This window comes from Allobosea sp. BH3, from assembly GCF_025499465.1.
Taxonomy (GTDB): Bacteria; Pseudomonadota; Alphaproteobacteria; order Rhizobiales; family Beijerinckiaceae; genus Allobosea.
Window position 1 is genome coordinate 548,258 of record NZ_JAIMCA010000006.1, and the last position, 26,721, is coordinate 574,978.

Annotated in this window: 22 protein-coding genes and 1 pseudogene; 9 read left to right on the plus strand and 14 right to left on the minus strand. The window is 66.9% G+C overall.

Features of this window, described 5'->3' with window-relative positions; all coding sequences use genetic code 11:
• The first annotated feature begins 169 nt into the window (after positions 1-169).
• Positions 170-934, plus strand: coding sequence for an MBL fold metallo-hydrolase (locus tag BoBH3_RS22250; RefSeq protein WP_262333041.1), 765 nt, complete (start codon positions 170-172; stop codon positions 932-934).
• Positions 935-1,069: 135 nt separating this feature from the next.
• Here the strand turns inward: BoBH3_RS22250 and BoBH3_RS22255 are convergent, their stop codons facing one another.
• The 3 genes from BoBH3_RS22255 to otnK all read right to left on the minus strand — a co-directional run bounded on the left by BoBH3_RS22255 (position 1,070) and on the right by otnK (position 5,574).
• Positions 1,070-2,617, minus strand: coding sequence for a malonate--CoA ligase (locus tag BoBH3_RS22255; protein ID WP_262333042.1), 1,548 nt, complete (start codon positions 2,615-2,617; stop codon positions 1,070-1,072).
• A gap of 184 nt (positions 2,618-2,801) precedes the next feature.
• Positions 2,802-4,136, minus strand: a complete 1,335-nt coding sequence (locus BoBH3_RS22260) for a malonyl-CoA decarboxylase (RefSeq protein ID WP_262333043.1) — start codon at positions 4,134-4,136, stop codon at positions 2,802-2,804.
• Positions 4,137-4,308: 172 nt separating this feature from the next.
• Positions 4,309-5,574 carry a 3-oxo-tetronate kinase gene (gene otnK, locus BoBH3_RS22265; RefSeq protein WP_262333044.1) on the minus strand — a complete coding sequence of 422 codons (1,266 nt, stop codon included), beginning with the start codon at positions 5,572-5,574 and terminating at the stop codon, positions 4,309-4,311.
• Between the two features lie 313 nt (positions 5,575-5,887).
• Between otnK and BoBH3_RS22270 the strand changes: the two genes are divergently transcribed.
• The 6 genes from BoBH3_RS22270 (at position 5,888) to BoBH3_RS22295 (ending at position 12,563) form a co-directional block, all read left to right on the plus strand.
• Positions 5,888-7,393, plus strand: a complete 1,506-nt coding sequence (locus BoBH3_RS22270) for an ABC transporter substrate-binding protein (protein WP_262333045.1) — start codon at positions 5,888-5,890, stop codon at positions 7,391-7,393.
• A gap of 142 nt (positions 7,394-7,535) precedes the next feature.
• On the plus strand, positions 7,536-8,480 hold the full coding sequence (locus tag BoBH3_RS22275) for an ABC transporter permease (protein ID WP_262333046.1): 945 nt from the start codon (positions 7,536-7,538) through the stop codon (positions 8,478-8,480).
• 44 nt (positions 8,481-8,524) lie between these two features.
• Positions 8,525-9,361 carry an ABC transporter permease gene (locus BoBH3_RS22280; RefSeq protein ID WP_262333078.1) on the plus strand — a complete coding sequence of 279 codons (837 nt, stop codon included), beginning with the start codon at positions 8,525-8,527 and terminating at the stop codon, positions 9,359-9,361.
• Between the two features lie 18 nt (positions 9,362-9,379).
• Complete coding sequence (locus BoBH3_RS22285; RefSeq protein WP_262333047.1) at positions 9,380-11,179, plus strand: gamma-glutamyltransferase family protein; 1,800 nt, start codon at positions 9,380-9,382, stop codon at positions 11,177-11,179.
• A 12-nt stretch (positions 11,180-11,191) separates the two neighbouring features.
• Positions 11,192-11,920, plus strand: a complete 729-nt coding sequence (locus BoBH3_RS22290) for a DUF1028 domain-containing protein (RefSeq protein WP_262333048.1) — start codon at positions 11,192-11,194, stop codon at positions 11,918-11,920.
• Between the two features lie 100 nt (positions 11,921-12,020).
• A complete protein-coding gene (locus BoBH3_RS22295; RefSeq protein ID WP_262333049.1) occupies positions 12,021-12,563 on the plus strand; it encodes a DUF2345 domain-containing protein in 543 nt (180 codons plus the stop codon).
• Positions 12,564-12,585: 22 nt separating this feature from the next.
• On the opposite strand, the gene BoBH3_RS22300 is transcribed toward BoBH3_RS22295, so the two are convergent.
• From BoBH3_RS22300 to BoBH3_RS22335, 8 genes are all read right to left on the minus strand, one after another.
• Entirely contained in the window at positions 12,586-13,707 is a 1,122-nt protein-coding gene (locus BoBH3_RS22300; protein ID WP_262333050.1) for an alanine racemase, read from the minus strand.
• Positions 13,704-14,162: a RidA family protein gene (locus BoBH3_RS22305; RefSeq protein ID WP_262333051.1), complete on the minus strand. Its 459-nt coding sequence runs from the start codon at positions 14,160-14,162 to the stop codon at positions 13,704-13,706. The genes BoBH3_RS22300 and BoBH3_RS22305 overlap by 4 nt, the downstream gene beginning before the upstream one ends.
• Before the next feature lie 48 nt (positions 14,163-14,210).
• On the minus strand, positions 14,211-14,690 hold the full coding sequence (locus BoBH3_RS22310; RefSeq protein WP_262333052.1) for a GNAT family N-acetyltransferase: 480 nt from the start codon (positions 14,688-14,690) through the stop codon (positions 14,211-14,213).
• Between the two features lie 33 nt (positions 14,691-14,723).
• On the minus strand, positions 14,724-15,884 hold the full coding sequence (locus BoBH3_RS22315) for an amidohydrolase/deacetylase family metallohydrolase (protein WP_262333053.1): 1,161 nt from the start codon (positions 15,882-15,884) through the stop codon (positions 14,724-14,726).
• Between the two features lie 40 nt (positions 15,885-15,924).
• Positions 15,925-16,860: an N-carbamoyl-D-amino-acid hydrolase gene (locus tag BoBH3_RS22320; RefSeq protein ID WP_262333054.1), complete on the minus strand. Its 936-nt coding sequence runs from the start codon at positions 16,858-16,860 to the stop codon at positions 15,925-15,927.
• A 157-nt stretch (positions 16,861-17,017) separates the two neighbouring features.
• A complete protein-coding gene (locus tag BoBH3_RS22325) occupies positions 17,018-17,932 on the minus strand; it encodes an ABC transporter permease (protein ID WP_410050634.1) in 915 nt (304 codons plus the stop codon).
• Positions 17,929-18,870 (minus strand): ABC transporter permease, encoded by a 942-nt coding sequence (locus BoBH3_RS22330; RefSeq protein ID WP_262333055.1) that lies wholly within the window; start codon positions 18,868-18,870, stop codon positions 17,929-17,931. Before BoBH3_RS22330 ends, BoBH3_RS22325 begins: the two co-directional genes overlap by 4 nt.
• 114 nt (positions 18,871-18,984) lie before the next feature.
• Positions 18,985-20,580 (minus strand): ABC transporter substrate-binding protein, encoded by a 1,596-nt coding sequence (locus BoBH3_RS22335; RefSeq protein WP_262333056.1) that lies wholly within the window; start codon positions 20,578-20,580, stop codon positions 18,985-18,987.
• Between the two features lie 386 nt (positions 20,581-20,966).
• Here BoBH3_RS22335 and BoBH3_RS22340 point away from each other — a divergent pair, with 386 nt between their 5' ends.
• On the plus strand, positions 20,967-21,920 hold the full coding sequence (locus BoBH3_RS22340) for an amidohydrolase family protein (protein ID WP_262333057.1): 954 nt from the start codon (positions 20,967-20,969) through the stop codon (positions 21,918-21,920).
• A 12-nt stretch (positions 21,921-21,932) separates the two neighbouring features.
• Here the strand turns inward: BoBH3_RS22340 and BoBH3_RS22345 are convergent, their stop codons facing one another.
• Positions 21,933-23,339, minus strand: a complete 1,407-nt coding sequence (locus BoBH3_RS22345; protein ID WP_262333058.1) for an amidase — start codon at positions 23,337-23,339, stop codon at positions 21,933-21,935.
• Positions 23,340-23,356: 17 nt separating this feature from the next.
• Complete coding sequence (locus BoBH3_RS22350) at positions 23,357-24,586, minus strand: M20 family metallo-hydrolase (protein ID WP_262333059.1); 1,230 nt, start codon at positions 24,584-24,586, stop codon at positions 23,357-23,359.
• A 144-nt stretch (positions 24,587-24,730) separates the two neighbouring features.
• Between BoBH3_RS22350 and BoBH3_RS22355 the strand changes: the two genes are divergently transcribed.
• Positions 24,731-26,155, plus strand: a complete 1,425-nt coding sequence (locus BoBH3_RS22355) for an MATE family efflux transporter (RefSeq protein ID WP_262333060.1) — start codon at positions 24,731-24,733, stop codon at positions 26,153-26,155.
• 97 nt (positions 26,156-26,252) lie between these two features.
• Here the strand turns inward: BoBH3_RS22355 and BoBH3_RS22360 are convergent.
• A pseudogene (locus tag BoBH3_RS22360) lies at positions 26,253-26,721 on the minus strand (hypothetical protein); the annotation flags it as partial.

The window sequence follows — 26,721 nt, forward strand, 5'->3', positions numbered from 1 at the left end:
CGAGAAGATCCCGGCGCGCGCGATCGAGACCAGCGCAAGCGCGGCGAACGCGCGGGACCTTGAGCCCGGATACGCCACGCGCACGTTGCGGTGCCTTCACAAATCCGAACTGGTCTTGCCGCGGTAGCGGCGGAAGAATGGCCGCCTCGAAGACGAGGACCGGACGGACATGAAGCTCAAACTTCTCCGCAACGCGACGTTGAAACTGGAGTACGGCGGCAGGACCTTCCTGATCGACCCGGATTTTGGCCCGCGCCACAGCCGTCGTTCCTTCACCGGCCGCTCGCAGAACCCGATGGTCGACCTGCCCGAGCCGATCGAGGACATCCTTGCGGGCGTCGATACCGTGATCGTCTCCCATCTCCACGCCGATCATTTCGACGAGGTCGCCAAGGAGCGCGTGCCGAAAGACCTGCCGGTGATCTGCCGACCCGGCGACGAAGAGGCCATCGCGGAGGCGGGTTTCACCTCGATCACCCCTGTCGAATGCTTCGTGCGGCTCGGGTCCATCGTGCTGAAGCGGCACCCGGCCCAGCACGGAACCGGCGCCGTCGTCGAGAAGATGGGACCGGTCATGGGGCTCAGCTTCGAGGCGCCGGGCGAGCCGACGCTCTACTGGTGCGGCGACAGCGTGCTCTACGAACCCCTGAGCGACGCCGTCGCGGCGACCGATCCCGACGTGATCGTCACCCATTCCTGCGGCGCGCGCTGGGACGACACGCTGATCGTGATGGACGACGCGCAGACGCTCGATCTCGCGGAAGCACAGCCGCGCGCCACCGTGATCGCGACGCATATGGAAGCGCTCGACCACGCTACGATCAGCCGCGCGGCGCTCCGGGGTGCCGCGGAGAAACGGGGCATCTCCCCGCAACGCCTGCACATCCCGGCCGACGGCGAGACGATCGAGATCAAGGCGCCAGCGCTGGTGTAACTAAGCACTCCACCGCCATGCTCGGGCCAACCGTAGGTAAACTCGGACAGCGCGGGGAAAACTCTCCCGGAGGGAGAGGGGTTCCCCGCGCCCGAATCTCATTCTCATGCGGGCGATCAGCGACGCGGAATCTGTCTACTCGCCCGCCTTCAGCGCCTTGGCGTAGATGTCCTTGTACTGCTCGCGCAGCAGGTTCTTCTGGACCTTGCCCATGGTGTTGCGCGGCAGATCGGCCACGACGAAGACCTGCTTGGGCTGCTTGAACTTGGCGAGGCGCTGCTCCAGCGCGGCCGCGATCGACTTGGCGGTGATCGTCGCGCCGGGCTTCAGGACGACGACAGCCGTCACGCCCTCGCCGAAATCGGGATGTGGCACGCCGATGACGGCGCTCTCGATCACGCCCGGCATCTCGTCGATCTCGGTCTCGACCTCCTTGGGATAGACGTTGTAGCCGCCCGTGATGATGAGGTCCTTGCCGCGCCCGACGATGTGGACATAGCCGGCGGGATCGATCTTGCCGAGGTCCCCGGTGATGAAGAAGCCGTCCGGCTTGAACTCGGCGGCGGTCTTCTCGGGGTTGCGCCAGTAGCCCTTGAAGACGTTCGGACCCTTGACCTCGATCATGCCGATCTCGTCGGCGCCGAGCCCCTTGCCCGTCTCGGGATCGACCACACGCGTCGAGACGCCCGGCAGCGGATAGCCGACCGTGCCGGCGACGCGATCCCCGTCATAGGGATTCGAGGTGTTCATGTTGGTCTCGGTCATGCCGTAGCGCTCGAGGATGGCGTGGCCGGTGCGCTCGCGCCATTCGCGATGCGTGTCGGCCAGCAGCGGCGCCGAGCCGGAGACGAAGAGGCGCATATGGCTGGTCGATGCGGGGGTCAGCCTGTCATCCTGCAGCAGCCGCACATAGAAGGTCGGCACGCCCATCATGCTCGTCGCCTGCGGCAGGTGCTTGAAGACCTGATCGGGATCGAACTTCGGCAGCAGGATCATCGAAGCGCCGGCGAGGAGGATCGTGTTGGTCGCAACGAAGAGGCCATGCGTGTGGAAGATCGGCAGCGCGTGCAGCAGCACGTCGTCCTTGGTGAAACGCCAGTAATCGACCAGCGAGAGCGCGTTGGAAGCCAGGTTGTCGTGGCTCAGCATCGCGCCCTTGGAGCGGCCGGTGGTGCCGGAGGTGTAGAGGATGGCGGCGAGATCGTCCGGCCCGCGGTCGATATCCGTGAAGCTCGCCGAGGCGCTGAGCGCCTTGTCGGAGAGCGTGCCGGCCGAGATGTCCGGCGAGCGCCAGACGCCGAGCGTCTCCAGCTTCGCGCCGGCCTTTTCGGCGAACGGCTTCAGCGCTTCGGCCTTGGCAAGGTCGCAGACGAAGACGGCGGGCTCGGCATCGCCGAGGAAGTACTCGATCTCGGCCGGGGTGTAGGCCGTGTTGAGCGGAAGGAAGATCGCCCCGGCGCGGACCGTGCCGAGATAGAGCATCAGCGCCTCGATGCTCTTCTCGACCTGGACCGCGACGCGATCGCCCGGCTTCACGCCGAGCGAGACCAGCGTGTTGGCGAAGCGGGCCGAAACGTCGAGCACGTCCTGATAGCTGTAGCGGCGACCGTCATCGATGAGCGCGAAGGGCGCCTCCGGCCCCGGCATGCGCGACCGGATCAGGTCGAAGAGATGATTGCCCATGATTTCGGGTCCTTTCAGGCGTTTCCGTCGCAAAGCAGCTTGGAGAATATAGCCCTCATCCTGAGGAGCCGCGTCAGCGGCGTCTCGAAGGATGCTCCAGGAGGCTCCGCAACCATCTGGAGCATCCTTCGAGACGGCCCTGCGGGCCTCCTCAGGACGAGGGCTGGAGGGGTCATCAAGGCCTTCAACCCGCCGCCGGCCGCAGCAGCTTGCGCACGCTGGATGAGGCCACGACCGTGTTTCGGGTGGCGAAGGCTTCGTGGTTGGTCTCGATGTCGTCGAGGTCGTAGCGGTAGTTCACCATCACGCCATGCGACTCGCGCAGGCCGCGCGCCGAGAGGTTGCCGCCGACATTGATGCGCTCCAGCCGCGCGCCATTGCCGAGGTGGAAGCGCGCGACGGGGTCGATGACGCGGCCCGACGTCGTGCGCGCCCGCAGCATGTATTCCGCCGTCATCTGGCCGAGCAGCTTGTCGCGGCGCGCCTTCGCCGGATCGTCGAGCGAGATGGCTTCCACGGCCGGGCGAGCAAGCTCGGAGCGCTCCTCATTGGTCAGCGCGACCTCCCCCCCCTCCGCAACAGCCGCGGAGAGCCAGCGGGCAAGGCCCGGCACCGGCGAGAGCGTGACGAAGGTGTCGAGCCCCGGCAGCTCGCGCTTCAAATCCTCGGCGACCTGCTTGATCAGGAAATTGCCGAAGGAGATGCCGCGCAGGCCCTCCTGGCAGTTCGAGATCGAATAGAACACCGCCGTCGTCGCCTCCTGGGCAGGCAGGACCGTGCGTTCGGGCTCCAGCAATTCGCCGATCGAGCGCGGAATCTCGGTCGTCAGCGCGACCTCGACGAAGATCAGCGGCTCGTCGACGAGCTGGGGATGGAAGAAGGCGAAGCAGCGCCGGTCCGCCGGCTCGAGCCTGCGCCTGAGATCGTCCCAGCCCTGGATCTCGTGAACCGCTTCGTAGCGGATGATCTTCTCCAGCACATTGGCCGGGCTGCGCCAGTCGATGCGGCGCAGGACGAGGAAGCCGCGATTGAACCAGGAGCCGAACAGGTGGCGAAAATCGTCGTCGATGGCCTTGAGCTCCGGCTCGGCCGCGATCGCCTCGAAGAGCGCCTCGCGCATCCTGACCAGCACATGCGTGCCCTCGGGCGCGAGGTTGAGGCGGCGCAGCAGCTCCTGCCGGCGCGGCTCGGCCGCCAGATGCAGCGCCGAGATCGCCGCCGCGTTCGGATTCTCGCGATAGGCCTCGATAGCAGCGTCGAGCCCGGCCTGATCCGGCCCGAACCGCTCCTTCAGCAGATTGAAGAAGGCGAGCCGGCCGGGCTTGTCGAGCTGCTCCCACGCATCCAGCACGGCCTGCGCCAGCGCCATGCCCGAGGCCTCTCCGCGGCCCGAGAGCAGATCCTCGCAAAGCCGGTCGATCGGCCGGGCACGATTGCCGATGAAGCGCTCGAAACCGATCAGCGCGCGGCCGCGATCGGCCACGCTGGTGAGCAATTCGCCGAGAAACGCCATGTCCATCCGGCCTCCCCTAGTTATCCTGCGATCCTAGAGCGGGCCGCGCCCTTGCGGAAGCGGCAGCAACGCACGTCATGCTCGGGCTTGCCCAGAGCATCTCGGAAACCAGTGTCTTCTGGTCAGGAGATTCCCGGGTCGAAGCTGCGCTTCGCCCGAGAATGACGCCATCCTGCCGTCAACGCAGCAGCTTCCAGGCCTTCAGGAAGAAGTCCGGCGTGCCGAAATTGCCGGATTTGAGCGCCACGACCATCTCAGGCCCGTCGACCACGCGGGTCCAGGGCACGCCTGGGTCGATCTCTGGACCGATCTCCAGCGTCCGGATGCCGAGCCCCAGCACGGTCGCGCCGGAGGTTTCGCCACCTGCGACCAGAAGCCGCGTCACGCCGCCTTCCGAGAGGCGACGCGCCACCTCGGCGAAGGCGTCCTCGACGATAGCTCCCGCCTTCTCGCGGCCGAGCCTCTGCTGAACGGAGGCGACTTCCGCAGGGTCATCGCTGGAATAGAGCAGGAAGGGCTTGTCGGCAGGCTGAGAAAGCGCCCAAGCGGCGAGCCCGGCAGCGTCCTGGCTGCCGTCGGCGAGCGCCAGCGGATCGACCTTGAGCGCCGGCAGGCCTGCCGCCAGCGCCGCGGCGATCTGGCCGCGCGTCGCCGTCGAGCAACTGCCGGAGATGATGCCGGCGCGGCCGGCGGGCGCCGCCAGTTCCTTCGGGCCCGGGCGTTCCGGCAGCAGCCCCGCCTTGCGGAAGTTCTGGGGCAGGCCCATCGCGATGCCAGAGCCGCCGGTGAGCAGGACATGCTCGGAAACCGCCGCGCCCAACGTCATCAGGTCTTCGTTGGTGACGGCGTCAGTCACGACGTAGCGGACGCCCTCGGCCTGCAGCTTGGCCAGACGCGCCTTCACTGCGGCGGGACCGGACAGCACGGCGGCATAATCGACGAGGCCGACATCGGTCTTCGCCTGCGCCGCCATCAGCCGCATGAGGTTGGAATCCCGCATCGGCGTCAGCGGGTGGTCCTTCATCGAGCTTTCATGCAGCGGCACGGCCCCGACGAAGAGATAGCCCTGGTAGATCGAGCGGCCATTGGCCGGGAAGGCTGGGCAGACGATGGCCTGCCTGGCGCCCAGCCGCTCGGCCAGCGCGTTCGCGACCGGGCCGATATTGCCTTCCGCCGTCGAATCGAAGGTGGAGCAGTATTTGAAGAGGATCTGGCGCGCGCCGGCCTTCAGCAGCGCCTCGCAGGCAGCCAGCGAATCCGCCACAGCCTCCGCCACCGGGTTGGTCCGCGACTTCAGCGCGACGACGACCGCATCGGCCTCCGGCAAGGCGCTGCCGACCGGGGGCACGCCGATGACCTGGACGGTGCGCATGCCAGCGCGGTTCAGCATCAGGGCGACATCCGTCGCACCCGTCATGTCGTCGGCGATCACGCCCAGCAGCATGCAAACTCTCCCTTGATCCTTAGTCTTGTTCTGCGAGGTTCGTTCTAGCGGCACGCCGCCACCGAAGCGACAGCCATCGCCGCATCGGGCGGTCCTGCATACGGCATGCCGGGGCCATTGCAGCTGCCGGACTGCCTTTCCGTAAGGCATCGCTGCCTGCGAATTCATGCGCCCCCCGGATCGACGGCAGCGCTGCTTTGAGTCAGGTTAGTGCCACGGGGAACAAAATCCGGAGGGTCGGCACACCGCCGGCTTATCCGGATGTCTCACAGCAAGACCAACGGGCAAGGCCATTCGCCACAGGGGGAGAATCATGAAGCTGTTGAAGGTTGCAATCTCGGCCGCGGCGCTCGCGCTCGCCACGCTTCCGGCGCTGGCGCAGGCACCCTCCACCCTGCGGATCGGCCTGCAGGAAGACCCGGACATGCTGGACCCGCACAAGGCGCGCACCTTCGTCGGCCGCATCGTCTTCATGGGCCTCTGCGACAAGCTGCTCGACATCGACCCCAGCCTGAAGCTGGTGCCGCAGCTCGCGACCGAGTGGAGCTTCTCGCCCGATGGGCTGACGCTGACGATGAAGCTGCGCAGCGACGCCAAGTTCCATGACGGCGAGCCCTTCAACGCGGAGGCGGCCAAGACCAATCTCGAGCGCGCGATGACGATGCCGGATTCGCTGCGCAAGTCCGAACTCGCCTCGGTGGGCAGCGTCGAGGCGCCGGATGCCACGACGCTGGTGCTCAAGCTCAAGCGGCCCGACGCGACGCTGCTCGCCCAGCTCACCGACCGTGCCGGCATGATGCTGGCGCCGAAGAGCCTCGGCGGCGACGTCGCCGCCAAGCCGGTCTGCTCCGGCCCCTACAAATTCGTCGAGCGCGTCCAGAACGACCGCATTGTGCTGGAGAAATTCAAGGAGCACTGGAACGCGGCGCAGTACGGCTTCGACCGCATCGTCTACCGCGCCATCCCCGACACCACGGTGCGCCTCGCCAATCTGCGCTCCGGCGAGCTCGACATGCTGGAACGGCTCGCGCCGACGGACGTGAAATCGGCGCAGGGCGACAAGTCGCTCAAGGTCGCGAGCATGCCCAATCTCGGCTACCAGGGCATCACCATCAACACCAACAACGGCGAGGCCTCCAAGCAGCCGGTGGGGCAGGACAAGCGCGTGCGCCAGGCGCTCTCGCTCTCCATCGACCGCAAGGTGCTGAGCCAGGTGGTGTTCGAGGGGCTCTATGCGCCGATGAACCAGCCGTTCAACCCCGGCAATTTCTATGTGAACGCCGATCTGCCGTTGCCTGAACGCGATGTCACCAAGGCCAAGGCGCTTCTGAAGGAAGCCGGGCTCTCCAAGGTCTCTGTCGAGCTCTTCGTCACCAACAACCCGGTCGACGCCCAGCTCGGACAGGTGCTGCAGGCGATGGCGCAGGAAGCCGGCATCGACATCCAGATCCGCGCCACGGAATTCGCCAGCCAGCTGCGCGACCAGCAGCAGGGCAAGTTCCAGATGAGCCGCATCGGCTGGTCCGGCCGCATCGACCCGGATGGCAACATCCACCAGTTCGTCACCTCGAAGGGCAACCAGAACGACGGCAAGTATTCGAACGCCGAAGTCGACAAACTGCTCGACGAGGCCCGCACGGTCTACGAGCCGGCCGAGCGCAAGAAGCGTTACGATGCGGCGCAGAAGATCCTGCAGGACGAGCTGCCGCTCATCTATCTCTACAACCAGACGGTGTTTTTCGCTCTGCGCTCCAATATCGAGGGCTTCGTGATCAACCCGGACGGCATGATCCGCCTGGCAGGGCTGAAGCGCTCGTGAGAGCTCGCAAATCGGCTGGCCATGGCGATACCGCCATGGCCGTCATTGCGAGAAGCGTAGCGACGAAGCAATCCGAGGGGGCGTGGAGCTCTGCCGCCCCTGGATTGCTTTGCTACGATCGCAATGACGGTGGGAGCGGCCAATGGCGACCCTGATCATCCGCCGCTTCCTGATCGCGATACCGACGCTCTTCCTGGTCTCGCTCTTCGTGTTCGCCCTGCAGCGCGCGCTGCCGGGCGACCCCTTTCTCGTGATCGCGGGAGAGGAGCGCGACCCGGAGGTGATCGCGCGGCTGCGCGAGATCTACCGGATGGACGATCCCATCATCGTGCAGTTCTTCGCCTGGCTGGGCCAGGTGATGCAGGGCGATTTCGGCCGCTCGTTGCGGACCGGCGAGCCGGTGCTCGGGCTCATCCTGCAAAAGCTGCCGGTGACGATCCAGCTCGCCACCGCCTCAATCCTGGTGGCGGTCGCCATCGGCATTCCGATCGGGATACTGGCAGCGCGGCACAAGGGCACCGTCGTCGACTATTCCGCGAGCGCCGTCGCTCTCTCGGGGCTGTCGATCCCGAATTTCTGGTTCGGAATCATGCTGATCCTGCTCGTCTCGGTGCATCTGAAATGGCTGCCGGCCTCCGGCTATGAATCGATCTTCGTCCACCCCTGGGAGGCGATCCAGCGGCTGATCATGCCGGCCTTCGTGCTCGGCAACGGGCTCGCCGCCTTCCTGATGCGGCATACGCGTTCCGCCATGCTGGAAGTGCTGCGCTCGGACTATGTCCGCACCGCCCGCGCCAAGGGGCTCGACGAGGACACGGTCGTGCACCGCCATGCGCTGCGCAACGCGCTGGTGCCGATCATCACGCTGACGACGCTGCTCTTCGGCGAGCTGCTGGCGGGCGCGGTGCTCACCGAGCAGGTCTTCACCATTCCCGGCTTCGGCAAGCTGATCGTGGATGCGGTTTTCACCCGCGACTATGGCGTCGTACAGGGCGTGGTGCTGTGCACGGCCATCGGCTTCATCCTGATGAACCTGCTGGCCGATGTGCTCTACATCCTCGTCAATCCGCGATTGAGGACCGGCTGATGGCGTCGCTGGATTCAGTTTCAGCCGCCGGTGCGGCCGGCGGCATGAAGGCGCGGCCCGGCGTGCTCGCACGACTGATCCGCAACCGCTCGGCGCTGATCGGCGGCTCCATCGTGCTCGTCTTCGTGCTGATGGCAGTGCTGGCGCCGGTGCTGCCGATTGCCGACCCGTTCAAGTCGAACTTCCTCGCCATCCGCAAGCCGCCCTCCGAACTCTACTGGTTCGGGACGGACGAGCTCGGGCGCGATCAGGTTTCGCGGCTGTTCTACGGCGCGCAGGCCTCGCTGCTCGCCGGTATCGTCTCGGTGCTGATCGCGGTGGCCATCGGCCTTCCCTTCGGCCTTCTGGCCGGCTGGTATGGCGGCTGGGTCGACATCGTGATCTCGCGCGTCACCGAGGCGCTGCTGGCCTGCCCCTTCCTGATCCTCGCCATCGCGTTCGCAGCGGTGCTCGGGCCATCGCTGACCAATGCGATGATCGCGATCGGCCTGTCCGCCGTGCCGATCTTCATCCGGCTGGTGCGCGGCCAGGTGATGAGCGTGAAGGCGGAGGATTTCGTCGAGGGCGCGCGGGCGGTGGGGGCGCGGGATCTGCGGCTGATGTTCCGCCATGTCCTGCCGAACACCCTGTCCCCCATCGTGGTGCAGTCGACTTTGTTCATGGCGCAGGCCATCATCCTCGAAGCAGCGCTCTCCTTCCTCGGCCTCGGCCAGCAACCGCCCTCCCCCTCCTGGGGCCAGATGCTCAACGTCGCCAAGAACTTCATGGAGCAGGCGCCCTGGATGTCGGTCGCGCCCGGCATCTGCATCTTCCTCGCCGTGCTCGGCTTCAACCTGCTCGGCGACGGCCTGCGCGACGCGCTCGATCCAAAAGAAAACTAGGCTTTCAGGAATACGCCCATGTTCACGACCCGCCCCGAAATCCTCGGCACCTTCGGCGTCTGCACGTCGACGCACTGGCTCGCAACCGCCTCCGGCATGGCGATGCTGGAAAAGGGCGGCAACGCCTTCGACGCCTGCGCGGCAGCCGCCTTCGTGCTGCAGGTCGTGGAGCCCCATCTCGTCGGCCCGGCCGGCGAGGTACCGGCCATCTTCTATTCGGCCACGTCGAAGAAGGTCGAGGTGCTTTGCGGGCAAGGCACGGCGCCCGCCGCCGCGACCATCCCCGCCTTCAAGGCGCTGGGGCTCGATCTCGTCCCCGGCTCCGGCCTGCTCGCGACCGTGGTGCCCGGAGCCTTCGGCGCCTGGATGACGCTGCTGCGCGACCATGGCCGCCTGCCGCTGCGCGACGTGCTGGAGCCGGCGATCGGCTATTTCGAGAACGGGCACCCGATGCTGCCGCGCGTCTCGAACTCCATCGCCGAGCTGACCGATCTCTTCACCGGCGAATGGCCGACATCGGGCGCGGTCTATCTGCCGGGCGGCAAGGTTCCGGAAGCACGCAAGCTCTTCCGCAACCCAGCCGCGGCCGAGACCTACAAGCGCATCCTGGCTGAATCGGAATCCGCCGGCGGCAACCGCGAAAAGCAGATCCAGGCGGCCTACGACGCCTGGTACAAGGGCTTCGTCGCCGAGGCGATGGATCGCTTCTGCCGCGAGAACGAGGTGATGGATTCCTCAGGGCGGCGCCACAAGGGCTTCCTCACCGCCGACGACATGGCGCGCTGGCAGCCGAACTACGAGGCGCCGGCCTCGGTCGACTATCACGGCTGGGAGGTGTTCAAGATCGGCCCCTGGGGTCAGGGTCCGGTCTTCCTGCAGACGCTGAAAATCCTCGAAGGCATCGACCTTGCGGCGATGGGGCCGGACAGCGCGGCCTTCGTCCACACCGTCGCGGAAGCGATGAAGCTCGCCTTCGCCGACCGCGAGGCCTATTACGGCGACCCCGATTTCGTGAAGGTGCCGCTGGCGACGCTGCTCTCCGCGGACTATGCCGCCGGCCGCCGGAAGCTGATCGGTGAGACCGCGTCGCGCGAACTGCGCCCCGGCAGCATTCCCGGATTCGAGCAGCAGGTCGCCCAGGCCATGGCGGCGCTCGGCGCCATCGGCGGGACGGCGGGCGGCGGCGCGACCGTCGGCGAGCCAACCATGGCCTCGATGGTCGCGGCCGGCCGGCGCGGCGACACCGTCCATATCGACGTCATCGACAAATGGGGCAACATGATCTCGGCCACGCCGTCGGGCGGCTGGCTGCAATCCTCGCCCGTCATCCCGGATCTCGGCTTCGGCCTCAACACCCGCGCGCAGATGTTCTGGCTCGAAGAGGGGCTGCCTGCCTCGCTCGCCCCGGGCAAGCGGCCGCGCACCACGCTCACGCCGACGCTCGCCTTCGAGAAGGGCGAGCCACGCCTCGCCTTCGGCACGCCGGGTGGCGACCAGCAGGAGCAATGGCAGCTCGGGCTCTTCCTGCGCCGCGTCCATCACGGCCTCAATCTGCAGGAGGCGATCGACCTGCCGCTCTTCCACACCCAGCATTTCCCCTCCTCGTTCTATCCCCGCGGTTCGCGACCCGGCCATCTGGCGGTGGAGGAGAGCATCGGCGAGGCGGCGCTGGCGGAACTCGAGAAGCGTGGCCACGATCTCGAACGCTCTCCGGCCTGGACCATCGGCCGGCTGACCGCGGCCGAGAAGAGCGCGGACGGGCTCTTGCGCGCGGCGGCGACGCCGCGTCTGATGCAGGCCTATGCTGCGGGCCGCTGAGGGAGCGAGCGCATGACCTGGTCCATCGTCGCCCGCGATGCCGCGACCGGAGCCTTCGGCGTCGCGGTCTCGACCTGCGCCTTCGCCGTGGGTTCGCGCGTGCCCTATGGCGGCGGGCGCGTGGGCGCCATCGCGACGCAGGCCTTCGTCAATCCGCTCTACGGCGTCGATGGCCTGAAACTCCTTCAGGAAGGCCGCCCGGCCGTCGAGATCGTCGCGACGCTGACCGCCGCCGACGAGGGCCGTGCCCATCGCCAGCTCCATGTCATCGACCGCGACGGTAAGATCGCGGCCTATACGGGCGCGGCCTGCATCGACTGGTGCGGGGCGGTCGACGGTCCGCAGGTCTCGGTCGCGGGCAACATGCTGGCCGGGCCGCAGGTCATCCAGGAGACGCTGAAGGCCTATATCGCGGCCTCGGCGCTGGACTTCGACGAGCGGCTGCTGGTGGCGCTGGAGGCCGGCGAGAAGGCCGGCGGGGATAAGCGTGGCAAGCAATCGGCCGCGATCCGCATCTGGAACGGCGAGCCGGTGGCGAGCTTCGATATCCGCGTCGACGACAACCCCGAGCCGCTGGTAGAGATGCGCCGGCTCTGGCGCGTCGCGCATCAACGCTATGTGCCCTTCCAGCAGGCCTCGCCATCGCGGTCCCGGCCTGCCGGCGTCACCGACCGGGCCGAGCTCGACCGGCTCTGCGAGGATTACGCAGCCGCCTGGAACGCCCGGCATCCGAAAGCCTGATCCCGGAGCCCCCCGGCCGGCCGACAGCATTCTCGCAACGGATAGAGCGTGTTAGCCTGATCGTTCGCCGTATTCCGGGCGGACGATACGGGAGAGCACCATGGCCGATCCGAACACCGACAGCCTCCTTCGCCGGATCGCGGAGCTCGAAACGCAGGTCGCGCTCCTCACCCAAGCGATCAAGGTCGACCGGGGAGGCAATGTGACGATCAGCGCGCCGGGCGGCCTGGCGATCACCAGCGGCGGCGCGACGACAATCAGCGTCGGGTCTGCGATGTCCGTGTCGATCGGCGGGCAGATGACGATCGCCGCCGGGAACAAGATCAGGCTCAGTGCCGCGCAGGAAATCGTGCTGGAAGCGCGCTATTACAACGTCAACGCCACCGTCGGCGTCGACATCGCCAGCGGTCAGACGCTGGCGATGAAGGCCAGCAAGGACATGATCGTCCGGGCCGGCAAGACGCTGTCTCTGAATGCTGCGGATGCAGCCGAGCTGAAGAGCGGCGGGGCCGACCTCGATCTCAAGAAGGACGGCACGGTCAATCTCAAGGGCCGCGACATCGCCATCCAGGCCAGCGGAGGTTTCACCGCCAAGGCGTCCGGCGCCGTGACGGTGAAAGGCTCCAAGATCCTGCAGAACTAGAGTCTGCAGAACCGAAGGCTGGTCAGGTCAGCTTGCCGCGCGCCGCGACGGGCAGCTCTCCGATCAGCTTGTCGCCGCGCACAGTGACGAGCCGGTCGACCATGTTGACGACGACGCAGACATGGTTCGGCACGACGCGCACCACCTCGCCCACCACCGGCCGCTCGTTCGAACCCGACAGGTCGAGGAAGCCGTGCTCCTCGGCAAACTGTGCTATCCGCGCCCGCGGATATTCGAGGATGTAGCCGTGGCCGTCGAGATTGCCCTTGTCGCTGGTGAGCGTCTTGGAGCCTGAATCGAGGATGCCGCGGTCTGGGCCTGCGCGGCTCACCACCGAGGCGTAGACCGTCAGCGCGCAATCCTCGAGCGTCGCGACGCCGGCCGCCATCTGCATGCGGTCGTTGAAGATCGACGTGCCCGAGCGATGCTCGGTCGAGCCCCTGAGCTTGCCCATGTTGGGGATGTTCGGCGAGCCGCCGGTCGAGATGATGTCCGCCCTGAGGCCGGCATCGGCGAGGCCGGCATTGGCGGTGTCGAGGAAAACTTGAGTCCTCTCCCAGCCATCCTCCGGCGGATACATCAGGAAGCCGGCAAAGCGCAGGCCGGGCGAAGCCTCGATCATCCTCGCAAGCTCGACCGCCTCGCCCGGAGTCTCGACGCCAGCACGCTTGCGGCCGGTGTCGCATTCGACGACGACCTCCAGATCGCGTCCGGCGATCTCGGCGGCGCGCGGCAGGCCCGAGATGGTGACCGGGTTGTCCGCGGCGACGATCATGCGCACGCGTCTCTGAAGGGCCCCCAGACGGCCCAGCTTCTCCTCGCCGAGGATGTTGTAGCTGATCATGATGTCGTCGAGGCCGCCATCGGCCATGACCTCCGCCTCGCCGAGCTTCTGGCAGGTGATGCCGCGTGCGCCGGCCTCGACCTGCAGACGCGCCAGCTCGGGCGACTTGTGCGTCTTGATATGCGGGCGGTTGGCGACGCCGGCGGCGTCGCAGGCGGCCTGGAGCCGGGCGATGTTGGCATCGACCTTATCGAGGTCGATCACCACGGCGGGCGTGCCGTAGCGGCGGGCGATCTCGGCCGCGAGCGGGGTCGCCGCCGGCTGGTCGATGGCGGGCGAGGTGGTCGGGGTGACGCTCACGGGAGCACCCGGATGATGGCCTCGATCTCGACCGGCATGTTGCCCGGCAGCGAGCCCATGCCGACAGCCGAGCGGGCATGGCGGCCGTTATCGCCGAGCACCGCGACGAGCAGGTCCGAGCAGCCATTGATGACCTTGGGCTGATCGCCGTATTCCGGCACGGCATTGACCATGCCGAGCAGCTTGATCACCTCGACCTTGTCGAGCGAGCCCGCCGCCTCCTTCATCGCCGCCAGCAGCCCGAGCCCGGTGTTCTTCGCGAACTCATAGGCCTGCTCGGTCGTGAACTCCTTGCCGACCTTGCCGTTCGGGATCGAGCCGTCCGCATTGCGCGGGCCCTGTCCGGAGAGGAAGACGAGGTCGCCCACCTTCTTGAAGCGGACATAGTTCGCCATCGGCGCGGCGAGCGTGGGCAGGGCCAGCCCCAGATCCTTCAGCTTCTGTTCGGCGCTCATCGGTGTTCTCCCTCAATCCAGTTTGTCACGTTTCGATCCGGTGCGGCGTCAGCCTGCCGCCCGTTCCATGTAGCGGGCGGCATCGTCATAGCTCGCCAGCGTTGCGGCAAGGGCGGGGTCATGCACCTCGTGAAACCCATGCCGACGCCAGAAGCCGGCCGAGTCGTTGACCGCCACGAGCGCCAGGCTCGTGCAGCCGGCACTCGCCGCGTGGTCGGCAACGGCGGATGCGATCGCCCCTGCCGCGCCGCCGCGCCTTGCCAGCGGCAGCAAAGCGAGGTCGTGGATGTACCAGTTCGTGGTGCCGGCCGGGATCTCACCAAGCAGCGAATTGAGCTTCGGCACGGCCCCCCGCGGCCAGCGATGGCTGACGACATAGCCGAGCAGCCCGCCATCGCCGTCGGCCAACACATGGCACCCCGCGGGCGCCAGACGCAGCCGCTCGGCGAAGACGGCCTCGTCCTCGGGATAGGTCGGGTGGACGAGGCCGGCGATCCGCATCACGGCCGGCAGGTCGGCCGGCGCCATCGGGCGCCAGCGCGCTCCGGGGGGCATCGCGGCTCAAGCCACCTTCTTGAACTTGTTTGTCCGCTTCGGGTGCCACCATTTGCCCTTGAGCACGACGCCCTCGGAGACAATCTTCTTGTCGCCGATCATGTGCTCGCCGACGACGTCGACATAGTCGAACTTGCCTTCCTTGACGGTCAGGATCGTAGCATCGCCGAGCGATCCGATCTTGAGCGAGCCGTATTCGGGGCGCTTGAGGGCCATCGCAGCATTCACGGTCGAAGCCGCGACGACATCGTTCAGGCTCATGCCCATCAGCAGGAACTTCGACATGGTGGTGACCTGATCGTAGGCCGGGCCGTCGATGCAGAGCTTGTGGACGTCCGACGAGATCACGTCCGGCTGGAAGCCGTTGGCGAGCATGGCGCGCGTGGTCTTGAAGGAGAACGAGCCCTTGCCGTGGCCGATGTCGAAGATGACGCCGCGCTTGCGGGCAGCGAGCACCTCCGGCTTCACCGTGCCTTGAGCGGTGCAGGGCGCGTTCGGGAAGGGGCGGAAGGCGTGGGTGAGGACGTCGCCCGGCCGCAGCATGTTGACCACCTCCTCATAGGACGGAGGCGGATGGTCGATATGGCACATCAGCGGCATGCCGACCTCGTTGGCGACCTGCAGCGCAATGTTCAGCGGCACGGTGCCCGAGGTTCCCGAGGCATGCAGGCCGACGCGGACCTTGATGCCGACGATCAGGTCGCGGTTCTCGTCCGCGACCTTCACGGCATCGATCGGGTTCATCAGGCGCAGATCCCCGCTCTCGCCGACCATGACGCGATGGTCGAAGCCGTAGATGCCGGCATGGGAGACGTGGAGATAGGCGAGGATGCGCGCCTGGCTCTGCTCGATGACATGCTTGCGGAAGCCCGCCCAGTTGCCCGGGCCGGCCGAGCCGGTGTCGACCGAGGTAGTGACGCCGGACAGGCGGCAGAACTCGTCGGCGTCGATACCAAGCGAAGTGCCGCCCCAATAGACATGGGTGTGCAGATCGATCAGGCCCGGCGTGACGATGTAGCCGGAGACGTCCCGGATTTCCTTCGCACCCTTCAGGTCCTTGCCGAAGCCGGAAACCTTGCCGTCGGTGAAGGCGACATCGAGGACGCCGTCCTGCTTCTGGGACGGGTCGATGACGCGTCCGCCCTTGAGGATGAGATCGTGGGTCATGGCTCTTGCCTTGAAAATCCGGTTGCCTTGGAAAATCCGGTCAGACCGGGGAAACGGCGCCCTTGCGCTCGACGATGAGGCCATAGGCCTGCGGCTCGCGATGCATGGCGAAGTTGAAGACGGAGGATTTGTAGCTCTTGCCCATGTCCAGGTCGCAGCGGGCGACGATGAGCTCGTCACCTTCGGTGACGGCCTGCGCCACCACTTCGCCGGAGGGCGCGATGATGCAGGAGCCGCCAATCTGGTCCACGCCCGCCTCAAGCCCGGCCTTGGCGACGCCGACGACCCAGGTGGCGTTCTGGTAGGCGCCCGCCTGCATCACGAGCTGGTTGTGGAAATTGCCGAGCCGATCATGCTCCGCGGCCCAGGGATTGTGCTTGGGCGTGTTGTAGCCGAGCACGACGAGCTCGACGTCCTGCAGGCCCATGGTGCGGAAGCTCTCAGGCCAGCGGCGATCGTTGCAGATCATCATGCCGATGTTGGCGTCCATCGACCGCCAGACCGGCCAGCCCAGATTCCCGGTTTCGAAATAATGCTTCTCGAGATTCTGGTAGGGCTGTGCCGGCCGGTGCTCGAAATGGCCCGGCAGATGGATCTTGCGGTACTTGCCGACGATCGAACCGGATTTGTCGACGAGGATCGCGGTGTTGAAGCGGCGCTTGCGGCCCTCTTCCTGCGCCAGCTCGCAATAGCCGAGGTGGAAACCGATACCGAGGCGCTTGGCCTCCTCGAAGAGCGGCGCGGTCTCGTTGGAGGGCATCGCCGTCTCGAAATAGCTGTCGATCTCGTTGTCGTCCTCCATCCACCAATGCGGGAAGAAGGCGGTGAGCGCCGCCTCCGGGAAGACGACGAGATCGGCGCCGTGCCCCTTGGCCTGGCGCATCAGCTCGATCATGCGGGCGACGGCCGAAGACCGGCTTTCGTCGCGCTGGATAGGGCCGAGCTGCGCGGCGGCGACGGTGAGAATGCGGGTCACGTCTGGAGCTCCGGATGAAGACCGTCTTGCAGGCGGCAAGGCTTCGAGAATGAAGGCGGCGCGTCAAGCGCCGGCAACGCATGGCCGGGGTTGCTCCGGCCGCGGGACCTCCTGCCGGCGCAAGGGCCGGCAGGCGCGGGTCACGGGCTGGGCTCGGTCACAGGTTCTTGGCGAGCCGGGGATCGAGCGAGTCGCGCAGGCCATCGCCGAGCAGGTTCACAGCCAGCACGGTCAGCGAGAGGAAGATGGCCGGGAACAGGATGATGTGCGGCCTGACCTGCCAGAGCGCCCTGCCCTCCGCCATGATGTTGCCCCAGGAGGGCGTCGACGGCGGCACGCCGGCACCGATGAAGGAGAGGATCGCCTCGACGATCATCGCGCTGGCGCAGATATAGGTCGCCTGCACGCTCATCGGCGCGAAGGTGTTGGGCAGGATGTGGCGGAAGATGATGCGCGGCGCGCGCGCGCCATTGGCGACCGCGGCCTCGACATAGGGCTGCTCGCGCAGCGACAGCGCGACACCGCGCACGAGGCGCGCCACGCGCGGGATCTCGGCGACGGTGATGGCGATGATGACGTTCTGGATCGAGCCGCGCGTCAGCGCCATCAGGGCGATGGCGAGCAGGATGGGCGGGATCGACATCATGCCGTCGATGATGCGCATGATGATGCCGTCGGCCCAGCGAATGAAGCCCGCAAAGAGGCCGATGGTCAAGCCGACGATCGAAGACAGGACCGCCACGCTGAAGCCGACCAGCAGCGAGACCCGCGCGCCGTAGATCACGCGCGAGTAGATATCGCGCCCGAGCATGTCGGTGCCGAACCAGTAGAGTTCGGATGGCACGCGCGTGCGCCTTGCCGGCGAGATCGCGGTCGGATCGACGGTCCAGAGCAGCGGAGCGAGGATGCCGATCAGCGCCATCAGGACGAGCAGCCCGCCGCCGAAGGCGACGGAGGGATGCCGGCGCAGATAGCGCAGGAAACGCGCGCCTCTCGTCGGGCCAGCCGGCTTGACCGGCTCGGCGGAAACCACGGCGCTGGCCGGAGTGGAGATAGAAGACGGGGAGGTCAATAGCGGATCCTCGGGTCGACGAGGGTGTAGGTCAGGTCGATCAGCAAGTTCACCAGCACGTAGACCAGGCTGAACATCAGCACGACGCCCTGGATGACAGGGTAATCACGGCGCAGGATGGCATCGACGGTGAGCCGGCCGAGGCCGGGGATGGCGAAGACGCTCTCGGTGACGACCGCGCCGCCGATCAGCAGCGCGATGCCGATGCCGACGATGGTGACGATCGGCACCGCCGCGTTCTTGAGCGAGTGCAGGAAGAGCACGTCCTTCTGCGAAACGCCCTTGGCCTGAGCGGTGCGGACATAGTCCTGCTGCAGCACCTCGAGCATGGTCGCCCGGGTGATGCGGGCGATCAGCGCGATGTAGACGAGACCGAGCGTGATCGCCGGCAGGATGAGGTTCTTCAGCCAGGGCCAGAAGCCCTGCGCAATCGGCGTGTAGCCCTGCACGGGCAGCCAGTCGAGCTTCAGCGCGAAGAGATAGGCAAGCAGGTAGCCGACGACGAAGACCGGCACCGAAAAGCCGAGAACCGCAAAGGCCATGGCGCCCTTGTCGATCCAGCTTCCCGCCTTCCAGGCCGCGATGACGCCCATCGGCACGGCGACGACCACCGCGAAGATCAGCGTCAGTATCATCAGCGAGACCGTGGGCTCGATGCGTTGGGCGATCAGCTGCGTAACGGGCAGTGAGGTGAAGATCGAGGTGCCGAGATCGCCCTGTAGCACGCGGAAGGACCATTCGGCGAAGCGGACCAGATACGGCCGGTCCAACCCCAGGCTGGCACGGATTCGCTCGACATCGGCGGGCGAAGCCTGGTCGCCGGCGATGATCGCCGCGGGGTCACCCGGCGCGATGTAGAGCAGCGAAAATACGAACAGCGCAACGAAGGCCATCACCGGGATGGTCGTGATGATGCGCCTGACGACGAAAGCGAACATTGAGTCGTCGGACCTTGATCAAAGCAATGCGAAAGCTGCGGCCCGGATTTCGGCCGGGTCGCAGCGAGGCGAAGTGGCGAAGCCGACATGAGCCGGCTCCGTGTGGGGGCAGCGTCAGGCCTTCGACACGCCCCAGAGAACCGGGAACGGGCCGCTGGTCACGCCCGAGACGCTCTTACGCCAAGCCTGGTAGCCGAGATAGAAGCCCGTCGGCACATAGACGACGTTCTCGACCGCGGCCTTGTTGAGCTTGCCCATAGCTTCCTTCTCGGCGGCCGTGTCCTTGGCGTTGAACCAGGCCGTGACCTGCTCCTCGACCCCCGGCACGTCCGGCCAGCCGAACCAGGCCTTTTCGCCATTGGCGCGGATCGCCGTGTAGGACGCCGGGTTCACGCAATCGGCGCCCGCATGCCAGGTGTGGAACATGCTCCAGCCACCCTGGCCCGGAGGCGTCTTCTGCGCGCGGCGGGAACCGACCGTGCCCCAGTCGGTGGCGACGAAATCGACATTCATGCCGATGCTCTTCAGCAGCTCGGCCGTGACATCGCCCATCGACTTGGTGGCGGCCATGTCCTGCGCGACCACGCAGGTCACGGGCTCGCCCTTGTAGCCGGCCTCGGCGAGCAGCTTCTTGGCGTCGGCGACGCTCTTCTTCTTGAACATGTCGCCGCCCTCCTCGGTGTAGAGGGGGGTGCCGGGGGTGAAGAAGCCCGGCAGCGCCTTCCAGAGCTTGTCGTCGTCGCCGACGATGGCGCGCATGTAGTCTTCCTGGTTCAGGGCCGTGGCGACGGCCTGACGCACCTTCACGTTGTTGAAGGGCGGGTGCATGTGGTTCATGCGGAAGGCGCCGATATTGCCGAGCGGATCGCCGATATCGACGTTGATGTCCTTGTTGCCCTTGAGCACGGGCACGAGGTCGGCGAGCGGGGTCTCCCACCAGTCAACCTCGCCGCTCTGCAGGGCGGCGGCGGCCGTCGCCGGATCAGGCATGATCACCCATTCGAGGCGGTCGACCATCACCTTCTTGCCGCCCGCCATCCAGTCTGCGGGCTCGTCGCGCGGCTTGTAGTCGGCGAACTTCTCGAAGACGGCCTTGGCGCCGGGCACCCATTCGGCACGGGCAAACTTGAACGGGCCGGATCCGACATACTCGGTGATCTGCTGGAACGGATCGGTCTTGGCGATGCGCTCCGGCATGATGAAGGTGCAGGGCGCGTTGTTCTTGGCGAGCGCGAAGATCATCTTCGGGAAGGGCGCCTTCAGCACCCACTTCCAGGTCAGGTCGTCCACGGGCGTCAGCTCGACCTGGATCGCGCGAATCATCAGGCCCATCGGATCGCGTGCGGACCAGCGCACCAGGCTCGCCACCACGTCCTTCGACGTGACCGGGGCGCCATCATGGAACTTGAGGCCCGAGCGCAGCTTGAAGGTCCAGGTCAGGCCGTCGGCGGAGACTTCCTCGGTCTCGACCATCTGGCGCTTCGGCTCGAACTTCGAGTTGACGCCGTAAAGGGTATCCCAGACGAGAAGAGCCGCGTTGCGGACGACGTATTGCGTGCCCCAGATCGGGTCGAAATTGGCGAGGTTGGCCTGCGGCACGAAGCGCAGGGTCTTGGTCGCGCCCTGCGCCAGCGCCGGCATCGCAAGCCCGCCCGAAGCCGCCACCAGACCGGCGCCCGTCGCCGATTTCAGAAATGTCCTGCGATCCATAAATGCTCTCCCCTGAAGCGAGCCTCTCACCGGGCTGCCTTGCCGTAAATTTGGGCAGAAAAACCCTACCTGACAACATGCAACAGCAACCAGCGGAAGCCGGGCGATCCGCTTGCAGGGTCCGTGCCAAACGGAACTTAAATCCGCCCGCGGCACCACATCACAAGAGAGCAGCAAGGTTGACCTAGCGAACGCCAGATAATTGCGAACACCCGAGCGAATTCAGATTAAGCTTGCCCCGCTCGTTGAATTTTTGACGTCCTCTCAGCCAAGCCGAGCACCGATTTTTTCTGTGCCAGCCGGTGATATTTTGGCCCCCGGCCGAGCTTGCTCTTCGGTGATCCACGCGCTCATATCGCCGCAACGTCAACGGTCGCGCCGTAGCCATGCGTTATTCGTCATTCGTCCCTGCCGTCTCTGCGTTCTGCCTGTTCGTGCAGCTCGGCGGCGCCCTCGCGCAGAGCCAGGCGCCCGCCAGCGCCCCTGTTCCTATGGAGGCGGCCATCCCGCCGCAGGCGACCGCAGAAGTCGTGCCGTTTATCGACGCACATGTTCATCTGAACGACGAGGCGATACAGATCGCGCTGATGGAGCGTTTCGGCGCGACGCGGGCCGTCGTCTTCTGGGGTCGGAACAGCGACAATGAGGCGATCGCGGCGGCCGCACAGCGGACTCCCGATCGCTTCATCCCGTTCGCCTCGATCTCGCCGGAACGCAGGGCTTATCGAAAAAGCTGGGACGGGCAGGATTCGAACGTCCTGACGACGCTCGACCAGCTCCTGTCGACGGGACGCTTCAAGGGAATCGGCGAGATATCCGCCGCTCATTTTCCCTCACCGGGTTTTCCCGAAGCGGACTACGATCCCTCGGGCCCGATCATGCGCGGCGTTCTCGAGCTTGCCCGCAAGCATGCATTGCCCGTCATGGTGCATGTCGAAATCACCCGGATGCGGGAGCTCTCGCTCCTGCTGGACGCCTATCCGGATGTGCCTGTCATTTGGGCGCATGGCGGCTACACTCCGCTCTTCCTGGCCCGGCGGATGCTCGAGCGCCATCCGAACCTCCACTACGAGCTCAGCGCGCGGACATGGCCATCGCATCCGCGGGCGCCGGACTACACGATCCTGCGCGACGGCAAATCCGTCTGGCCGGAATGGCTTCAACTCATCGAGGCGAAGCCCGAGCGCTTCCTGATCGGCACGGATGCCAGCCAGCGCTCGCTGAACAGCGACGCGATGAAGTTCGCGAGCGTCCAGTCCTTCCTGCTGCAGCTGAGCCCCGCCGCCCGCGAGAAGGTGGCGAGCCAGAACCTGCTCCGGCTGGTCGAGCCCGCGCGCTGAGACGGGCGGGCTTTAGGCGCGCGGCTCGTCGACACGGGCGAAGGGGCGGGCCTGTTCGAAGGCCGCCGCTGCCCTGAGCACGAGCGCATCCTTTCCGAAGGCGCCGACGATCTGGAGCCCGGCCGGCAGTCCCGCCTTGGTGAGGCCGCAGGGCACGGAGACAGCCGGTTGCTCGGTGATGTTGAAGGGGTAGGTGAAGGGAGTCCAGCGCGTCCAGTCCTCGCCATAGCCGCCATGCTCGGGCGTGTCGCGACCGACGGTAAAGGCCGGCAGCGGCAGCGTCGGCGTCAGCAGCAGGTCGAAGCGCTCGTGGAACTCGGCCATCTTCAGCGCGAGCGCATTGCGCTGGTTGAGCAGCGCATCGACATAGGTCGAGGCCGGGATGCCCTCCCCCCGTTCGGCGACGGCGACGAGGCCAGGGTCCATCTTCGCCCGATCCGCCGGACCGGTGCTGCGCAGCGCCAGGGCTGCGCCCGATGCCCAAAGCGTCATCAATATCTCGATCGGATCGGCGAAGCCGGGATCGACCTCCTCCACCGTCGCGCCCAATTCGGCGAAGACCTGCGCCGCGGCGGCCGTCAGCGCGGCGATCTCCGGATCGACGCGAACATCCTGGCCCAGGCGCGGCGACCAGGCGATGCGCAGGCCGCGGACGCCGCCCTTCAGCCCGTCGACGAAATCCGGGGGGCGATCGGTCATCGCGGTCATGTCGCGCGCATCAGGCTGGCCGATCACCTTCATCGCCAGCGCCGTGTCGGTGACGGTGCGGGTCAGCGGGCCGAGATGGGCGAGGAAGCCCATGGTCGAGATCGGCCAGGCCGGAACGCGGCCATAGCTCGGCTTCAGACCGACGACGCCCGTGAAGGCGGCCGGAATGCGGACGGAACCGGCCCCGTCCGTACCGATATGGATGCAGCCGAGATTGAGCGCGGCGCATACCGCCGCTCCGGAGGAAGAGCCGCCCGGGCCAGTGCCGGTCTTCCAGGGGTTGCGCGTGATGCCCGTCGCCGGGGAATCGCCGACGCCCTTCCAGCCATATTCCGGCATCGTCGTCTTGCCGAGGAAGACCGTACCGGCTTCGCGCAGCCTCAACGTGGCGGGGGAATCGGACGCAAAGGGCGCATCGGACGCGACGGCCGAGCCACGGCGCATCGACCAACCGGCGACGCCGATATTGTCCTTGATGGTGACCGGCACGCCGTCGAGCGGGCCGATGGCCTCGCCCTTCAGCCAGCGCGCCTGCGAGGCTTCCGCCATCGCCAGCGTGATCGCCTCATCGCGCACGGTGAAGGCGTTGACGGCCGGCTCGACGCGCTCGATGCGGGCCATCGCATCCTTGGCGACCTCGACGGGGGAAAGCTTCTTGGCCGCATAGAGCGGGCCGAGTTCGGCGGCGGAGAGGAAGGAAATCGTCGTCATAGTCGTTCAGGTTCCTCTCAGGCGTTCGCCACGCGCCAGGCCGTGCTGAGCAGAATATTGGCGCCGGCCGCGATGTCCTCGTCCGTGCTGAACTCGGCCGGGTTGTGCGACAACCCGCCGATGGAGGGGATGAACACCATCGCCACCGGGCAGAGACGCGACATCATCTGCGCGTCGTGGCCGGCGCCGGAGATCATGCGCCGGATCGGCAGACCGAACTCGGCCGCGCTCTTTTCGATCTCGGCGATCAGCGGCTCGGCGAAGGGCGTCGCAGGGAAGCGCGCGAGATCGCGGAAGCTGATCTCGATGCCGTCCCGGGCCGAAAGCTCGGCGCAGAAGCGGCGTACCGCGTCCTCGGCCTCGGCGAGCGGCTGATCGTGAGGATTGCGCAGGTCCAGCGTCATGACTACCGTCTCGGGCACGACGTTGACGTTGCCTGGCTGCACGCGGATGACGCCCGAATTGGCGAGCTGATACGGGATCGTCTTGGTCAGCTCGTTGGCGAAGATGTTGATGCGCGCCGCCGCAAGGCCGGGGTCCTTGCGATAGGCCATGGGCGTCGTGCCGGCATGGCTCGGCCGGCCCTTGAGAGTCAGCTCCAGCCAGCAAATACCCTGGATGCCGGTGACTGCGCCGAGGCCCCCGCCCTCGCTTTCAAGAATCGGCCCCTGCTCGATATGCAGCTCCAGATAGCTGTGAGCCTTGAGGAAGCCCGGCTGCTCCGGCCCGTCATAGCCGATGCGCTTCAGTTCCGCGCCGACGCTGGCGCCCTCGTGATCGACCTCGCGCTTGGCGTCCTCCACGCTCATGCCGCCGGCCCAGACATAGGAGCCGAACATGTCTGGGTGGAATCGCGCGCCCTCTTCGTTGGTGAAGGCGATGACGGCCATGTCGCGCTTGGGCGTCAGCCCGGCATCGCGCAACGCCGCCAGAACCTCGACGCCGGCGACGACGCCGAGCGCGCCGTCAAAGCGCCCGCCGGTGCCGACCGTATCGATATGCGAGCCCATGATGACGGCCGGACCGTCCTGCTGACCCTTGAGGATGCCGACGATGTTGCCGATGGAATCGACGCGCACGTCGAGGCCGAGCACCTGCATCTGCCCGACGAGCCAGTCCCGGCCCTGCCGGTCCTCATCGGTCAAGGCGAGGCGGCGGCAGCCGCCCTCCGGCGTCGCACCGATCTGCGCCAGCTCTGCCAGCCGGGAGCTCAGCCTCCCGCCGTCGATCCTCAGATTGGTGCTCACAGGCCAGGCCCTCCGGTCATTCGGCAGGCAAGATGCAGACCATGGCGTCGCTTGTCGACCCGCGCCGGGCGCATCCACTCCCGCAGGGGAGCTGACAGCGAATGCCTGTCGCGCGAGCGCGATAGGCGCTAGAAGCGGCGCCCCATGTCGAACGCCGATGCCACACAGCCGCTGCACCAGCCGTCGCTTTCCTGGCTCGCCGAGGCGCGGGCTATGCTCGTGCTGAGCTGGCCAATGGTGCTGACGAATGTCGCCCAGACGGCGATGACGGCGACCGACGTGGTGATGATGGGCCAACTCGGACCGGACGCGCTGGCGGCCGGCGCGCTGGGCACCAATCTCTATCACGCCGCGCTGATCTTCGGGATCGGCGTGATGAGCGCCGTCTCGCCGCTTATTGCGATCGAACTCGGCCGGAACCGGCATGCGGTGCGCGAGGTGCGGCGCACCGTGCGGCAGGGTTTCTGGGCAGCCATCGTGATGGTGGGACCGATGTGGCTGTTCCTCTGGCACGCGGAAGCCATCCTCGGCCTGCTGGGGCAGCAGCCCCATCTTTCGAAGGCCGCCGCTTCCTATATGCAGACACTGCAGTGGGGCCTGTTGCCCTTCTTCCTCTATCTGTGCCTGCGGGGCTTCGTGGCGGCACTGCAGCGGCCGGGCTGGGCCTTCGTCGTCGTGCTGTTCGCGGTGGCGTTCAACGCCTTCGCGAACTGGTGCTTGATCTTCGGACGGCTCGGCTTCCCGGCGCTCGGCCTGCCCGGCTCGGGACTGGCAACCACCATCTCCTCGGCGCTGATGTTCGTCGGGCTCGCGCTCGTCGTCGTGCTCGACCGGCGCTTCCGGCGCTACCAGCTATTCGGCCGGATCTGGGTTTCGGATTGGCCGCGCTTTCGCTCCTTCTGGCGCCTCGGCTTCCCGATCGGGCTGACCTCCACCTTCGAGGTGGTGATCTTCAACGGTGCAGCCTTCATGATGGGCGTGATCGACGCGACCTCGCTCGCAGCCCACGCGATCGCGATCCAGATCGCATCGCTGACCTTCATGGTGCCTTACGGCATCGGGCAGGCCGGGACGGTGCGCGTCGGGCGCGCCTTCGGCGCCGGCGATCGCACGGGCGTAACGCGCGCCGGGACGACGGCGCTGGTGCTGGCCTTGAGCTTCATGACCATGACGGCGCTTGCCATGGCCTTCGTGCCGCAGTGGCTGGTCGCCCCCTTCCTCGACAGTTCGCGGCCGGGCGCCGAGGCGGTGGCCGAGCTTGCCGCCGTCTTCCTGTTCTATGCCGCGCTGTTCCAGCTTGCGGACGGGGCGCAAATCACCGGCGCCCTGATCTTGCGCGGGCTCGGCGATGCGCGGCGACCGATGCTCCTCGCCTTGTTCGGCTATTGGGGCGTCGGCCTGCCACTGTCGGCCGCCCTCGGCTTCCTGACGCCGCTCGCGGGGCGCGGCATCTGGATCGGCCTCGTCATCGGCCTCGGCGTCGTCGCCGTGCTGATGCTCCAGCGCTGGTGGGCGCGCGAGCGGCTGGGGCTGTTGCACGGCCTGCGCTTGGATCATCGCACGTCCTAGCGGACGCGCGATGACCTACCTCATTGTTATCGCATCGGATCTTTCCGAAAAGTGGAATCCACTTTTCGGTCCGATGCTATAGGCAGGCTGAGCGTCCTCAGAACTCTTCCCAGCCGGCGTCATGGGCGCGGCCGTTGGCGACCTTGCGCGGAGCAGGGGCGGCCTTGGACTGGACGAAGGCAGCCTCCGCCAGCTGACGCAGACGCTCCGGCTCGGAGGCGCCGGCCGCAGGAGTGGCGGCCTTGCCGGCGGCCGGCCAGTTCGAGGTGCTGGCGCGCGGCCTGGCCGGGGCGGGAGCGACCGGAGCGCGCTGAGCCTGGGCGGCGTAGGCTGCCATCGGCGCAGCGACACTGCGTCCGCTCGTTGCTTCGCGTCGCGTGCGGAAGGTCGCGACGAGGTCGTTGAGCTGGCCGATGCGGCCCGACAGCGAGCCCGCCGAGGCCGCGCTCTGCTCGGCCAGCGCCGCGTTCTGCTGGGTCATCTCGTCGAGATGGGCGACAGCCTGGCTCATCTCGTCGATGCCGTTGGCCTGCTCGCCAGACGCCGTCGAGATGTCGGCGATGGTG

Coding starts and splice junctions, on each gene's coding strand:
- BoBH3_RS22330 (WP_262333055.1), bottom strand. CDS start 18,870: ATGTTCGCTTTCGTCGTCAGGCGCATCATCACGACCATCCCGGTGATG.
- BoBH3_RS22275 (WP_262333046.1), top strand. CDS start 7,536: ATGGCGACCCTGATCATCCGCCGCTTCCTGATCGCGATACCGACGCTC.
- BoBH3_RS22295 (WP_262333049.1), top strand. CDS start 12,021: ATGGCCGATCCGAACACCGACAGCCTCCTTCGCCGGATCGCGGAGCTC.
- BoBH3_RS22355 (WP_262333060.1), top strand. CDS start 24,731: ATGTCGAACGCCGATGCCACACAGCCGCTGCACCAGCCGTCGCTTTCC.
- BoBH3_RS22305 (WP_262333051.1), bottom strand. CDS start 14,162: ATGAGCGCCGAACAGAAGCTGAAGGATCTGGGGCTGGCCCTGCCCACG.
- BoBH3_RS22345 (WP_262333058.1), bottom strand. CDS start 23,339: ATGACGACGATTTCCTTCCTCTCCGCCGCCGAACTCGGCCCGCTCTAT.
- BoBH3_RS22335 (WP_262333056.1), bottom strand. CDS start 20,580: ATGGATCGCAGGACATTTCTGAAATCGGCGACGGGCGCCGGTCTGGTG.
- BoBH3_RS22285 (WP_262333047.1), top strand. CDS start 9,380: ATGTTCACGACCCGCCCCGAAATCCTCGGCACCTTCGGCGTCTGCACG.
- BoBH3_RS22340 (WP_262333057.1), top strand. CDS start 20,967: ATGCGTTATTCGTCATTCGTCCCTGCCGTCTCTGCGTTCTGCCTGTTC.
- BoBH3_RS22250 (WP_262333041.1), top strand. CDS start 170: ATGAAGCTCAAACTTCTCCGCAACGCGACGTTGAAACTGGAGTACGGC.
- BoBH3_RS22255 (WP_262333042.1), bottom strand. CDS start 2,617: ATGGGCAATCATCTCTTCGACCTGATCCGGTCGCGCATGCCGGGGCCG.
- BoBH3_RS22280 (WP_262333078.1), top strand. CDS start 8,525: ATGAAGGCGCGGCCCGGCGTGCTCGCACGACTGATCCGCAACCGCTCG.
- BoBH3_RS22310 (WP_262333052.1), bottom strand. CDS start 14,690: ATGGCGCCGGCCGACCTGCCGGCCGTGATGCGGATCGCCGGCCTCGTC.
- BoBH3_RS22290 (WP_262333048.1), top strand. CDS start 11,192: ATGACCTGGTCCATCGTCGCCCGCGATGCCGCGACCGGAGCCTTCGGC.
- otnK (WP_262333044.1), bottom strand. CDS start 5,574: ATGCTGCTGGGCGTGATCGCCGACGACATGACGGGTGCGACGGATGTC.
- BoBH3_RS22315 (WP_262333053.1), bottom strand. CDS start 15,884: ATGACCCACGATCTCATCCTCAAGGGCGGACGCGTCATCGACCCGTCC.
- BoBH3_RS22270 (WP_262333045.1), top strand. CDS start 5,888: ATGAAGCTGTTGAAGGTTGCAATCTCGGCCGCGGCGCTCGCGCTCGCC.
- BoBH3_RS22260 (WP_262333043.1), bottom strand. CDS start 4,136: ATGGACATGGCGTTTCTCGGCGAATTGCTCACCAGCGTGGCCGATCGC.